Here is a 12,773-nt window from a genome sequence, read left to right as displayed (position 1 = left end):
GGCGTTTACTCTCAGCTCCCTGGCGCCAGAAACCCTCGTTCGCCTGGCGCCTATAAAACCGCATCCTTCTGTTCAATTCCCCGTGTTGGTTCCAGTACCCACGTTGACCGTGGCGTTGCCTCCGGATGACGCGGCGGGCGGGAATCTGTACTTGTTGATCACAGCGACGGAACGTACGCCATCGCCTTCAATCTTGGTGTTGTTTGAAGCCGGGTTGTAGGGGTCGACCGTCTGCAGCAGTTGGTTGGCATTCTGCGAGTCACCAGATGCCAACGTCATCGTGTCGTAATTGTTCAAATAGTCGGCAGCACATCCCGCAAGCAGGGTGGAGCTGAGAAGGACGATCAGGAGCTTATTTCTTGACATAGACCAGCTTGTCCTTCGATTTCACATCCAGCATGTGGCCGTAAGGGCCGGTGACGCCGTCGCCCAGCTCATATTTCCGGATCATATCCTTGCTGACTTCGAGTTGCCCCAGCAGGAAAAGTTCCGGGTCGTTGGCCGGCCTTGTCTTGTCGAAGGGCGTGGCCAACTGCTCGCCTGGCTTCACCGGCCGCACGAGATGCGGCGTGACGATGACGACCAGCTCGGTTTCTTCCTTCTGTGTGCTCGAATTCTTGAACAGCGCGCCGATGATCGGCACCTGGCCGAGCCACGGCACCTGTTCCTGCAACCTCGTGTTCTTGCTGGAGAGTAGACCGCCCACGGCGAAGCTCTGGCCGTCGCGTAGATTGACTGTGGTTGCCAGCTTGCGGTTGGTGAAGATCGGATCGCCGGCCGGCGTGAAGCCGGTCAGGTCGCTCACTTCCGGGGCAAGCTTCATATGGATCTTGCCGTCGTCGAGCACGACCGGCGTGAAGTTGAGATTGACGCCGAACTGCTTGAACTGGATCTCGATCTCGCCCTGGCTGTTGACGCTGCGGATCGGCACCTCGCCGCCAGCGTTGAAGCTCGCGATTTCGCCTGAGACCGTCGTAAGGTTCGGTTCGGCCAGCAGTCGCACCAAGCCCTTCGACTCCAGCGCTTCGATATACATGTCGACTTTAATATTGCTGTCGATCACGCGCGTGAGCAGGGCCCCGAATGGACTGGAGTTGGAAAGAAGCCCGCTGAGCAAAGTGCCTGACCCGAGCACTGCACCGTCTTCATCCACCGCGGCGATGCCGGTTCCGACCTTTGTCGTGCCGCTCCTGTTCGTGCTCTTGAACGACACGCCGAGATCGCGGCCGGCATTGCGCTTGGCCTCCAAAATGCGCACCGAGAGATTGACCTGTTCGCTATCGTCGATGGTCACGGCGTTGATGATGGCGTCGGGGCCGTATTGCTGTGTGACTTCCACGATGGACGCCAGCGTCGCGGCGTCCTTGACGTGGCCGCTCAGCCGAACCTTGCCGTTGATCGAGCCGATTTCAATGCGTGCTCTCGGCGCTACCTGGCGGATGGCGGCCGCCATGTCGCTGACATCCTGGCCGACCTCGATCTGGATGGCGCCCAGCGAGCGCTTGTCCTCGGAAAACAGATTGACCGTGGTAGTGCCGACGCTCTTGCCGATGATGTAGAGCGTCTTGTCGGTCATCGGCTGGGCATCGGCGATCTTTTCGTCGCCGACGACGATATCGCCAAGCGTGGCATTGACCCGGATGGTGGCGGTTTGAGAAACGGGCACGAACACGCGGTGCAGCGATGGGCTCGATACATCGATGAAGCGGTCGGCGGCATGAACCGCAGGGCTCAACGGCAACACAATACAGGACCAGGCCAGAGCGGCGGCGGCCAATGATCCCCGAAAAATTCGCATCTAGATCGTCCCCCTTGCGGGCACACCCGGACTCCCCTATCCGAATGCGCCGTGCGCTATCTCTGTCGTGGCACGTCGTATGTCTCGAGCTTTACGCCGCGAAACACTCCGATTGTAGCGCGGGCTGGCGGCTCCGGCTGCACATATTTGACCACTTCCTTTACAACTTCTTTTACTTGTGGTGCGGAAGCCACAGCAGGAGCCGGCTTGAGCTTGCTCAACTCGTCGACTCTGCTGCCTACCCGCTCGACGGCCTGCGCCAGTCCGGCGAGCTTGTCATCAGCGCGCTTGCGCTCTTCGGCGGCTGCCGCCTCTGCCGCCGCCTGCTTGGCGAGTTCAGCCTGCCTTTTGGCGACATCGTCCGGCGTGTCGCCGGTCAGGTCCGAAAGTGTGATACGCGCGGTCTCTTCCCCCTTGCTGGCTGCCGCTTGGCGCAGCGCCAGTGACAACTGACCTGCGCCGGCCGCCAAGGTAAGCTTTTGCGCATCCTTGGTGCTGACTTCCAACGTCACCGACTTCACCACCGTGGGGCTGTCCTTGCTCTCGTCCGCCACCTGGTCGACGGCCAGCACCTTCATGCTCTGCAACAGTACATCAACAAAACTCTGGTCTGCACCGTCGGGATTGCGCAGGGTGCGTGTCAACAACACGTCGACCCGGTCACCGGGGAACACGAATCCGGCGACGCCGAGCACGTCATTCACGCGGATGGAAACGGCTTTCATGCCCTCGCCGAGCACCGCGGAGAGCGTGGCGCGTTGGCCGGGACCGGTGATCTTTGTCGCGAGGATAGGCTCATTGGCGCCGATCGCCTGCAATGCCTGCTTCGGGTCGCCCGTCAGGAGTTCCTTGCTTGTCTTGAAGGCGCCAGCCGGTATCGCACCCGCCGGCCAAGCAATTTCATGTAGCTTCTCTGCCGTCAGCGTGTCACCGAACTTCAGCGCCACCGCTGCCACAACGACCGTGTCGCGTTGCACACCGTTCGCTTGCGCCAGCGCATTACGCTGATTGGCCAGCCAGATGTTGGCAAGCACCACCGCCAGGACGCCGAACACGCCAGCGAGGACGATCATGATGATTGTATTCGCGCGCATAACCCAAGCCCCAAACCCCAAGGGCGGGAATTCGCCCGCCGCGATTGGATTCAGGCCCGGATCGGATAGATCCGGGCCTGAAGAATTTTATTAGCCGCCAGCGCCGCTGGAGCAAGAGCCGATGCCGCTGGCGTTCAAATCGGTGCAGAGATCGGTAAAGCGACCGTTCACCCACAGCCCGATGCCGACGATGATAAGAATCGCGGCGCCGGCGATGATGCCGACCAGAATGGAATATTCGACCATAGCAGCGCCGTTTTCTTCGTCGCGGAACTGCCGGGCCATCGTCATGAGCTTCTTCATGCCAATTTCTCCCTTTGGAGGTTTCAACCCGACGAGACGAGCCTAAGGATGAACCCCATACCCAAGCATCCCCCGTCGAATTCAATCCTTGTCCCGCAAAAAAGCCGAGTCAAACGGATTAACAGTCCCTTAACCTTTCAATACTGGATTTTTGATTCCCTCATTTTTTACAAATGCTTGATTCGCTTTGATTTTCAAGCCGTCTTAACCATTCATTCACAATTCGGCCATGCCCATGCCTTCCAGGCTACAACATTAGTTATATAACATATCCCTTTATATTAAGGGGGTTAGAGGGTGCATTGACGCGGATATCGGCAAAGGTCCTAGGACTTTGGTCGGTAGGGAGATGCACTGCAAAATAAAACGATTTCTCATAGCTCGATTTCTTAACTATGTCACAAGTAATACGTCCAGTGTGTCTTAGAGGCCGCTTGTGCCTCTCGTGGTTAACGCTTAGTTTCGACAGGGGGAACAGCAGGGGGGCAGCGGCATGTTGGGTCGCTTCATCAAAGGTCAGAATGAACCGAAAGCGGTGCAGCCGGCGCCGGCCGCAGCAATGAATGGAGCGGCGAGCGCTCCGGCGACAGAAGCGGACCAGAATGACGATTTCCTGACGCTCAAGGTCGAACTGCATCGACACCTCATCGACCGCTTCAACCTGACCGCCCTCGAAAACGCTTCTAAGGACGAGATCCTGAACGAGATACGGCCGATCGTGCGCGAGTTCGTGCGCGGCCGCAATGTCCCGCTCAACGCGCGCGAGCTGGATCAGTTGACCAGCGACACTGCCGACGAGATGCTTGGGCTTGGGCCGATCGAGCCGCTGCTCAAGGATGACTCGATCGCCGATATCCTGATCAACACCCACAATCGCGTTTTCATCGAACGCCGCGGCGTGCTGGAGGAAACCTCGATCCGTTTCCGCGACGAGGCGCACCTGCTGCGCGTCATTAACAAGATTGTCTCTGCCATAGGCAGGCGCGTCGATGAATCCGCGCCCATGGTCGATGCGCGGCTGAACGACGGCTCGCGCGTCAATATCGCGGTGCGGCCGATCTCAGTTGATGGGCCGCTTGTCTCGATCCGCAAATTCTCCAAGCACCCCTATTCGCTTGAACGTCTGATCGCCTTCAATTCGATCCGTCCTCCAATGGTCGACATGCTCCGGATCGCCGTGCAAGCGCGAAAATCAATCCTGGTTTCCGGCGGCACCGGCAGCGGCAAGACGACATTGCTCAACGCGTTGTCGAGCTATATCCCGGCCAAAGAGCGCCTTGTTACCATCGAGGACGCGGCGGAGCTGCAATTGCAGCAGCCGCATGTCGGCCGGCTGGAAACGCGTCCGCCCAATGTCGAAGGCAAGGGCGAGGTTCGCCAGCGCGAGCTGGTCAAGAATGCGCTGCGCATGCGCCCGGATCGCATCATCGTCGGCGAAGTGCGCGGGGAGGAAGCCTTCGACATGCTTCAGGCCATGAACACCGGCCATGAAGGGTCGATGACGACTATCCACGCCAACACCCCGCGCGACGCGATCTCGCGGCTCGAACAGATGGTCGGCATGGCAGGCATGCCGATGACGCATGAATCCATCCGGGCGCAGATCGCTTCGGCTCTCGACATCATCGTGCAGACCCAGCGTCTTTCCGACGGCGGCAGGCGGGTCATATCCATATCAGAAATTACCGGGATGGAAGGCAATGTCGTCCAACTTCAGGAGATTTATCACTTCATCCGCCGCGACGTAACGGCAGAGGGACAAATTGTCGGCGAGTTTCGCGCCACAGGTGTCCGCCCGCGATTTGCAACGGAAGCGGCGACACTAGGTTACCATTTCGGCAAGGACGCCTTCAACCCACAGGTTCCGCTCTGATGCCGACAGGTCAGACGCTCCTTTACTTCATCTATGTCCTCGCGGCTGCGTCGGTGATCCTTGCAGCAGAGTCGTTCTATTTGTCTTATGCGTCCCGTCGCGTCCGAACCGGCGTCATAAACCGGCGTCTCTCGCGTTTGGCGGAAGAAGCGCCGGCAGAGAAGACTTTGCAAGGTCTGCTGCGCGAACGCGGGTTGACGGAGTCAGGTGATTTTCTCTTTGGCATGATCGCCTTGAACCGGCTCTACACGCAGTCAGGCATCACCGGGAATCCGCTGGCTTTTGCCGCGATGTTTCTGCTGGCGGGATTGGTTCTCGCGCTGCTTTTGCCGTTGCTTCTTGGTTTTTCGGCTTTGGCGGGGCTCATCGCTTTTTTGCTGATAGGCTTCGCGTTGCCGCTTCTGGTACTTCGGCGCGCACGCAACAAGCGTGTTCTGAAATTCGCCGCCCAACTCCCTGATGCTCTCGACATGATCGTCCGTTCGCTCCGGGCAGGGCACCCGACCACTGTGGCAATCGCCCTTGTGGCCCGCGAAATGCCTGACCCGCTCGGCACTGAGTTCGGCATCGTCTCCGACGAAATCACTTTCGGCCTCAGCCTTGAGCAAGCGGTACGAAAGCTTTCGCAGCGAGTTGGGTTCGAAGGGCTTCACTTACTCTCGGTATCGTTGTCCATTCAAGCCAAGACCGGCGGCAACCTGACGGAAATCCTGGCCAATCTCTCGTCCGTGCTGCGCGAGCGACAGAAACTGCGTTTGAAGATCCGTGCATTGTCGGCCGAGGGCAGGATGTCGGCATGGATCATTTCGCTTTTTCCGATCGTTATGCTGGCCCTCCTGATGGTTATCGCGCCAAGCTACTACGGGGCAGTATGGAACAGTCCCCTCCTCATGCCGGCGTTTGTGATCTTCGGAATCTGGGCGTTGATTGGAGACTTTATCATGTACCGAATGGTTAATTTCGATTTCTGATGGAGGCGAGAGATTAACCTGTTCTCGAATTTACAGGATCTGAGCTTCCTGGTTTCTCTCGCTGTTTTCCTGGCAGCGATAGCGCTGTTCCTCTTCGGCGCGCTGATTTTCCTGCCTGCCTTGCAGACGCGGAAACTGGTCGCGCAAAATCTTTTGACAGAAGGGATTGCGAACCGGCGGTCGTTGGTCGGGCAGGAACAACTCGCCAAGATCGCCGCGCAGCGGCCGGTCGACGCGTACTTCCGATCAGTCGAGAAAGAGCGAGGCGAGCCTAACGCCCTTGAAGCGAAACTCTTTCGCGCCGGATTCTACCAAGCGAGCGCTCCGCTATTCTATACACTGACCCGGATTGGCTCTGTCGCCATAGGCTTTCTGGGAGTGTACACCGGCTTGCTCGCCGTGGTCCCGTCCCAAATTCCGGGGATTTTTGTTTTCGCCGCCGCCGCCCTGTTTGGCCTCGCTTGTTTGGTTATTCCGAGCATCGCGCTGGATCGTTTCGAGAATGCTAAGAAAGAGACCTACCGTCGCGGCTTTCCTGATTTCATGGATATGATGATCACTTGTGCCGATGCCGGCATGAGTCTAGAGGCTGCCGTGGAGCGCGTGAGCCAGGAATTGGCAGGCACACACAAATGGCTGGGGATACAGCTTTCCATCATGAATCTGCAGTTGCGCGCCGGCAAGCCGTTGCGCGAGGCCCTTCGGGATCTTTCAGAGCGGCTCGGCCTCGACGAGGCAAGGGCACTTTCGACATTGTTCCGCCAATCGGAGGAGCTCGGCACCAGTCTCACCGATGCTTTGAGAGTTTATAGCGATGAGATGCGCAGCAAGAGAATTCTCAGGGCGGAAGAACGAGGCAATGCGCTGCCGGTCAAGATGATGATACCGCTCGGCGTCTGCGTGTTTCCTGTGGTTTTGATGATTGTCCTGTTGCCGATCATCATTCGCATGAAGGGCATTTTCTTCTAAGCCGTCATGTGCTTAGGTTCTGAACTGAGTCGGGGACTCGTGGGACACACAATGACAAAGCGCCTCGCAGTCGCGACCAGCCTGCTGCTTATCTTCCTTGCAGGTTGCCAGACAAAAGACATCGGAGACGGCGTGGTTCGCACCAACGAGCCGGCGAAGGGCGACTATACCGCCTTCGGCGATGCCTTCGACGGGCTGAAGACCGTCAGCGACGTTGATTACTACGCTTCGGACCAGGCGGTCACCGAGGCCAAGACCCAGTTTCGTTCGGAAAATTACGGCAATGCCGGTGCCTTGTTCTACAAGGCGACGCGGCTGGCGCCCAATGACGGTGTCGCCTGGCTGGGCCTTGCCGCTTCCTGCGACCGCATTCGTCGTTTCGATCTTTCCGACATGGCCTATAGGCGGGCCTACAAGCTGCTCGGCGCGACCCCTGAATACTACAACAACGTCGGCTATTCCTATCTGCTGCGCGGCAAGCTGCAGGACGCGCGGGCGAATTTCCTCAAGGCCTATGAACTCGCCCCCAACGATCCGACCGTGGCCAACAATCTGAAGCTTCTGTCGTCCAGCGTGCGGAACATCGAGCGTTCATGAGCCTCTTGCTTGCCGCGTCGCTGCTGCTCAAGGCTTTAGCCATTCCACTGCTTGCTAGGGTCGCCTGGGTCGATTTTTCGACCCAGAAAATCGCCAACCGTGACGTTCTGCTGCTGCTTTGCCTCGGGCTGGGAGCGTTGCAGCTCCTAGCCGTCCAGGCGGGCTCGTGGTGGGACATGGGCCTGAGCGCCATTGCCGGCCTTGTCCTGTTCATCGCGCTCTTTCCGTTCTGGGTTCTGCGCAAGGTCGGTGCCGGCGATGTGAAGCTGATGGCGGTCACACCGTTTCTGATTGGAGGAAGCGGTCTCGTCGTCTTTTCGGTGTTTCTGCTGGGTTTCGCACTCGCTACAGCGGTCCTGGTAAAAAATCCTTTTCTTTTGCCGGCCGGGATGTTCCGCCATTATGTGCAGCACCTGGATCGCAAAGGCGTCGTGCCTTTCGGCGTGCCAATCTCGGCAGCTGCGATCTGCACGATCGCGTTTCAGATCTATGCCAATGTGGCACTGGCCAGTAGCTCCGGGGTTCTAGGGCAGCTTAACTAGCCAGCGCTTTCAAAACCCCGCGGTCTGTTTCTCCACCAGCTTCAGTCTACCCTTTTCCACCTTGAAAAACGGCATCGATCTTTGGCTCGAGCCGTCGGCGCGGAAGCGGAACAGGCCGGTCGAGCCGCGGAAGCCGCTGGCGTTCTCCAGCACCTGTTTGGAGAAACCGTTCGGGCCGACCGAGCTTGCTATGCCGGCCGACAGCGCCACCATATCATAGGCGTAGGCGACGTTGACGTCGGGCTGATAGTTGTAGGTCGCCTTGAAACGGTCGGCGATCGGTCCGGTCTCGCTCTGGTCGAGCGTCGCGATATAGGCGCCCTCATAGAGCGGATCGATCGGGCGCTCGAGCCAGCGCTCGGTGCCGATCAGGCTCACGGCCTTGCCCGGAATACCCTTCGCTTTAAGCGCCGCCAGCACGGCAACAGGGCTGCCGTCACCGCTGGCGACGACGACCGCGTCGGGCGCCTCGACCAGCGAGCCCATGTCCGACACCACCTTGGCGGCGTCCGACGCCGAATAGGGAAGCGTCACGGCAAGCGTCGCGCCATAGATGCTGAGCGCGTTGGCGACCCGCGCCTCGACGGCGCCGGCGTTCGCGCCCGCCGGCACCAGGAGCACGAATTTCTTGGCGCCTTTGCCGGCAATCGCTGCCGCGCCCGCCGCCGCGCTGTCGGCTTCGCTGAGCCGCACCGAATAGACGCCCGGGCCGCCGGCGAAATTGTCGGCCAGCGCCAGCACCGGCGGCCGCTGCGTGCCGGAGAGCTTGGCAAGGTGCTGGGCCGCCGCAAGCTCGGCCGGCCCGATGACGATTTTCACGCCGCCCGAAGTGATCGCCTTCACCGCCAGGTCCTTGGCATAGCCGCTGTCGCCGCGCGTGTCCTCGATCGTCAGCGTCACCAGCTTGTCGCCGAGATCGGCCATTGCCAGCCGCGCGGCATCATACATCTTCCTGCCGTCCTCGCCGGCGCTGCCGGGGGCGGAGAGCGGCAAAAGCATGGCGATCTTGGTCGAGCCCGTGCCGAGCGTCAGATTGGCCTTGGGGGCGGTTGCTGCGGAACTGGCGGTCAGCTGCGCGGGCGCGGCGGTGGTGGCTCCGGCCTGGCTTGCCGGAACGGCTATCGCGGCGGGATCCAGCACCTCCGATGCGCCGTTCTTCGACTGGCAGCCGGAGATCGCCGCGACAACGGCAAAGGCGAGCGCCGCAGCAATTCCAGGAAAAGTGCGCAGCGGTTTCCCGTCCGCGATTGCGCAAAAACGCATAGCCGGACCAGTTCGGCGTTTCCCGGAAACGATGAACCGCTCCAACGCTCGCGAAAACCCGCGTCGGAAACGCCGCGCCACGCCGGCATGCGTGGCGACCCACGCCGGTCGCACGCAAGCGTCGGCCTCGGCGCAGACTGTCTTGGCCATCATCGCAGCTGGTCGGCGCGCCCGTCAGCTCAGTGCATGTATTCGACCATGCGGTCGTGGAAGCATTCGCATTTGTTGAGGTAGTCCTCGTCCTTGTAGTTCGTCTTGAGGTAGCCATAGGCCTTGCCGCAGGCGACCTTGGCTTCCGATGCCCAGACGAAGGCCGGACGCGACGAGTTGATCCATTCCGGACTGTTGGCGACGGCAACCGATTCGTCCATCAGCTTCACCACCCTGTCCTTGAGCTCGACGATATTGTCGGTCAGCACCAGGTCCGAGGTGCCGACGGTGCGGCAGTAATTCACCGCCGGCTCGCCGATGATATCTGCGGCAAAGCCGGTCGACCCGGCGAGCAGCACTGCGACGGCCGAAGCCAGCAGTCTTACGGAATGTTTCATGTAAGCCCCTCTCCAAATTGCAAATTCACGGTTCGCTAACGCATAGCATAGCAGCACGGCCGCGCATAAGCACTAAATCGTGGCCGTGTGCTGTTGATGGTTCGAGTCATCATAGAGGATGTTGATCGTTCCGGCCGCAGGCGCGTTCTGAAGAACGGCGACGTCGACGAAGTTGGTGGGATTGCCCGAGCCGCTGGCGTCCACGCTCACCGTATTGGTTTCGCTGTTATAGTGGACGTAGTTGTTGATATTGCCGGCAGGCGCGGTGTCGAACAGGGCGCTGAGGTCGATCTTGTCGCCCTCCGAGCCGTGGTAGTCGGTGATCAGATCCTTGATGTCCAGGCTGTCCAGCTTGAACGTATCGGCGCCCGAAGTGCCGGCCATGGTCGACGCAGCTCCGGAAGCGGCGCTATCGAAATTGCCGAATCCGATATCGGCGACCGCGCCCGTCTCGCCATTGGCGGTCGTGAAAGTTGCTTCGCCATAGGTCAGGACCGAGCCGTCGGCCGACACCGAATGCTGGTTGTTGCTTTCCAGTCCGATCTCGACGATGCCCAAAGCGGCAAGGCTCTTGAACTCACCTGGGTCCGACACGCCATTGCCGTTGGCATCCTGCCAGACACCAAATTGCGCGAAGTCGTGGTCGGCGGCGGTCAGCTTGCCGTCATGATTCGTGTCGTAGACCTGCTCGAGCGCGGCAAGGTCGGTCGCAGCACCCGCGGCGTGCTGGGTGAAGACGATTTCCGAACCGTTGTTCACCTTGCCGTCGCCGTTGAGGTCGATCGCCAGGATACCGTCATGCGAATCTACCCAGGCGGTCTTCGAGGCGACACCATCGCCGTTGTAGTCGAACGAAACGGTGGAGTGCGTGAGATCGGTGGTCTGGATCCCGTCGTGATTGAGGTCGAGCACCACCGGGGTGGCGACGGCGAAAGGCGTCAAGCCGTCTTTGACGTGAACAGTGAAATTCGCCGTTCCAGTCTGGTCGCCGTCACCGTCCGTAAGCTGCAGCGTCACCGGAATCGTGTGGTCGACCGTGGTCGATGTCACACCGACGTCCGTGAGGTTGAGCTTGGTCTTGCCCGAAGACTCGTATGCGTCGACCCAGGCGATCTGCAGGCCTGCAGGCGAATTGATGGTCAGCGACGTCGCACCGGTCGTTGGAATGAAGGAAGCGGTGCTTCCGTCGGTGTAGTGGGCGACGAATTCGACCTTGTTGCTGGCGCTCACCGCGTCGAACGAAAATTTGGCATAGCTGACATTCGCCATGGTGATGGCCGGGGGCGTATAGCCGCCAGCGCCGTCGTAGTCGTTCGGCGCACCGAAATCGAAGCGCATGAACTCGCCCGCGTCGAAGTTGTTGTTGCCAAGTCCCCAACCGGCGGTCGAGCCGTTGACATTGGACGTCTGCGCGAGCGACGGATTGCCGCCTGCCAGCCAGGCAGCCTCGTGAGCTCCAGTGAAGATGCCGCCGGCATCCGTGGGTGCCCATCCGGTCACCATCACGATGTTCTGGCCGCCGGCCGTCACGACGATGGAATTGCTGGGGCCGGAGCCAAAGGCGCCGTTTGAGGCGACAGAGACATTGCTTGTCGACCCGTCAAGCTTGGCCAGCAGATCGAAGGTGTATTGCCCCGAGGTGCCGGCCGCGGTGTTCACCGTGACCGTGAAGACCGCCGTGTCGCCGGCGTCATGGCTTCCGTTGTTGTTGTTGTCGGCGTAGGCCGTCAGCACGTTGCCGACCTGCTCTGTGACAAGATTGTGCCCATTGGAGGTCAATCCGGTTGTATTGACCGTGATCGTCATGGCCGCGCCGGCGCCGTCAGCACCGGGAACGAAATTGATGGCCCCGACGGCGGGCGTCTGCGCGGGGTCGTTGCTGGCCTGCTGGCTCTGCACGCTGTTCAGCGTCGGCACGTCGTCGACGATGTTGACGCAGAGCGTGCCGGTGGCGTTCTGGCCGTCCTGGTCGGTGAGCGAGACGGTCATGTTCTCGAACAGGCTGTTGGTGCCCTGGCCGGCGGCATGCGTCTCGTTGTCGTTGAGCGTGTAGGTGTAGCTGACGACGCCGGTTGCGGCATTGTAGCCGGTGACGTTGAGCGTGTTGCCGAGCGCCGTGGTGAAGGAGCCGGCGCTGAAGACGCCGTTGGTGATGAAGGCGTGGCCGTCGATGCTGAGCGTGGCGATGCCGTCGGGCGAGGCGATGGTGAAGGTGCCGCCCTGGGTGGTGCTCTCCTTGGAGGTGTCGGAGCCGGCCGATTCACCGGCGCCGCGGCTGGCGAGCAGGTCGTCCTCGTTGACCGTCACGTCGCCGCCATTGGCTGCCGGCGTCAGGTCGGTGATGGTCGGCGGCGTGTTGCCGATCGAGATCGTCAGCGTGGTGTGCGAGGTGTCGCCGTCGCCGTCCTTGATGGTGTAGGTGAAGACGTCGTCATGGCCGCCGGCGGTGCCGGCGTCGCGGACATAGGTGTAGGAGCCGTCGGCATTGAGCGTCAGCTTGCCGTAGGTGCCCTGGATGACGGAGCCGACGGTGGCGGCGCTGTCGAGATCGGCATTGGTGTTGCCGGCCGCGACGCCGACCACGGTTGCGCCGTCGGCGCCCTTGGTGTCGGCGCCGGCCGCATTGCCGTCGCTGCCCGCGCCGGTCATGACGTTGCCGCCGATCGAGGCGAACGAGCCCGCAGGCACGGCATCGGTGTCGGCGACCGCGGTCGGCACGTCGTCGACGATGTTGACGGAGAGCGTGCCGGTGGCGTTCTGGCCGTCCTGGTCGGTGAGCGAGACGGTCATGTTCTCGAACAGGCTGTTGGTGCCC

12 protein-coding genes are annotated in these 12,773 nt (G+C 60.7%); 5 read left to right on the top strand and 7 right to left on the bottom strand.

Going from position 1 to position 12,773, the window contains the following annotated elements:
• Positions 1-72 precede the first annotated feature (72 nt).
• From P9217_RS06960 to P9217_RS06945, 4 genes are all read right to left on the bottom strand, one after another.
• Positions 73-366, bottom strand: a complete 294-nt coding sequence (locus P9217_RS06960) for a hypothetical protein (RefSeq protein WP_278086343.1) — start codon at positions 364-366, stop codon at positions 73-75.
• Complete coding sequence (locus P9217_RS06955) at positions 353-1,744, bottom strand: type II and III secretion system protein family protein (protein WP_278086943.1); 1,392 nt, start codon at positions 1,742-1,744, stop codon at positions 353-355. The genes P9217_RS06960 and P9217_RS06955 overlap by 14 nt, the downstream gene beginning before the upstream one ends.
• A 110-nt stretch (positions 1,745-1,854) precedes the next feature.
• Positions 1,855-2,892, bottom strand: a complete 1,038-nt coding sequence (gene cpaB, locus P9217_RS06950) for a Flp pilus assembly protein CpaB (protein WP_278086344.1) — start codon at positions 2,890-2,892, stop codon at positions 1,855-1,857.
• Between the two features lie 90 nt (positions 2,893-2,982).
• Positions 2,983-3,195, bottom strand: a complete 213-nt coding sequence (locus P9217_RS06945) for a Flp family type IVb pilin (RefSeq protein WP_278086345.1) — start codon at positions 3,193-3,195, stop codon at positions 2,983-2,985.
• Positions 3,196-3,688: 493 nt separating this feature from the next.
• Between P9217_RS06945 and P9217_RS06940 the strand changes: the two genes are divergently transcribed.
• Genes P9217_RS06940 through P9217_RS06920 form a run of 5 tightly spaced genes read left to right on the top strand, consistent with a single transcriptional unit; the run spans position 3,689 to position 8,147 of the window.
• Positions 3,689-5,068 carry a CpaF family protein gene (locus P9217_RS06940; protein ID WP_278086346.1) on the top strand — a complete coding sequence of 460 codons (1,380 nt, stop codon included), beginning with the start codon at positions 3,689-3,691 and terminating at the stop codon, positions 5,066-5,068.
• Positions 5,068-6,039 carry a type II secretion system F family protein gene (locus tag P9217_RS06935; protein WP_278086347.1) on the top strand — a complete coding sequence of 324 codons (972 nt, stop codon included), beginning with the start codon at positions 5,068-5,070 and terminating at the stop codon, positions 6,037-6,039. The genes P9217_RS06940 and P9217_RS06935 overlap by 1 nt, the downstream gene beginning before the upstream one ends.
• 18 nt (positions 6,040-6,057) lie before the next feature.
• Positions 6,058-7,008 carry a type II secretion system F family protein gene (locus P9217_RS06930; RefSeq protein WP_278086944.1) on the top strand — a complete coding sequence of 317 codons (951 nt, stop codon included), beginning with the start codon at positions 6,058-6,060 and terminating at the stop codon, positions 7,006-7,008.
• 51 nt (positions 7,009-7,059) lie between these two features.
• Positions 7,060-7,605 carry a tetratricopeptide repeat protein gene (locus tag P9217_RS06925; RefSeq protein ID WP_278086348.1) on the top strand — a complete coding sequence of 182 codons (546 nt, stop codon included), beginning with the start codon at positions 7,060-7,062 and terminating at the stop codon, positions 7,603-7,605.
• The gene (locus P9217_RS06920) at positions 7,602-8,147 is read left to right on the top strand and encodes a prepilin peptidase (protein ID WP_278086349.1); all 546 of its coding nucleotides are present in this window, start codon (positions 7,602-7,604) and stop codon (positions 8,145-8,147) included. Before P9217_RS06925 ends, P9217_RS06920 begins: the two co-directional genes overlap by 4 nt.
• Positions 8,148-8,156: 9 nt before the next feature.
• Here the strand turns inward: P9217_RS06920 and P9217_RS06915 are convergent, their stop codons facing one another.
• The 3 genes from P9217_RS06915 to P9217_RS06905 all read right to left on the bottom strand — a co-directional run.
• Positions 8,157-9,410, bottom strand: a complete 1,254-nt coding sequence (locus tag P9217_RS06915; RefSeq protein ID WP_278086350.1) for a penicillin-binding protein activator — start codon at positions 9,408-9,410, stop codon at positions 8,157-8,159.
• A 179-nt stretch (positions 9,411-9,589) separates the two neighbouring features.
• Entirely contained in the window at positions 9,590-9,958 is a 369-nt protein-coding gene (locus P9217_RS06910) for a hypothetical protein (RefSeq protein ID WP_278086351.1), read from the bottom strand.
• 72 nt (positions 9,959-10,030) lie between these two features.
• The coding region (locus P9217_RS06905; RefSeq protein ID WP_278086352.1) for a type I secretion C-terminal target domain-containing protein at positions 10,031-12,773 on the bottom strand (2,743 nt) is incomplete at its 5' end.

Source organism: Mesorhizobium sp. WSM4989 (assembly GCF_029625795.1).
Taxonomy (GTDB): domain Bacteria; phylum Pseudomonadota; class Alphaproteobacteria; order Rhizobiales; family Rhizobiaceae; genus Mesorhizobium.
This window is presented reverse-complemented; position numbering and strand designations above follow the sequence as displayed.

Excerpts from the sequence above, each read along its gene's own strand:
- P9217_RS06925 (WP_278086348.1), top strand. The coding sequence starts at position 7,060 with ATGACAAAGCGCCTCGCAGTCGCGACCAGCCTGCTGCTTATCTTCCTT.
- P9217_RS06910 (WP_278086351.1), bottom strand. The coding sequence starts at position 9,958 with ATGAAACATTCCGTAAGACTGCTGGCTTCGGCCGTCGCAGTGCTGCTC.
- P9217_RS06960 (WP_278086343.1), bottom strand. The coding sequence starts at position 366 with ATGTCAAGAAATAAGCTCCTGATCGTCCTTCTCAGCTCCACCCTGCTT.
- P9217_RS06945 (WP_278086345.1), bottom strand. The coding sequence starts at position 3,195 with ATGAAGAAGCTCATGACGATGGCCCGGCAGTTCCGCGACGAAGAAAAC.
- cpaB (WP_278086344.1), bottom strand. The coding sequence starts at position 2,892 with ATGCGCGCGAATACAATCATCATGATCGTCCTCGCTGGCGTGTTCGGC.
- P9217_RS06940 (WP_278086346.1), top strand. The coding sequence starts at position 3,689 with ATGTTGGGTCGCTTCATCAAAGGTCAGAATGAACCGAAAGCGGTGCAG.
- P9217_RS06935 (WP_278086347.1), top strand. The coding sequence starts at position 5,068 with ATGCCGACAGGTCAGACGCTCCTTTACTTCATCTATGTCCTCGCGGCT.
- P9217_RS06920 (WP_278086349.1), top strand. The coding sequence starts at position 7,602 with ATGAGCCTCTTGCTTGCCGCGTCGCTGCTGCTCAAGGCTTTAGCCATT.
- P9217_RS06915 (WP_278086350.1), bottom strand. The coding sequence starts at position 9,410 with ATGCGTTTTTGCGCAATCGCGGACGGGAAACCGCTGCGCACTTTTCCT.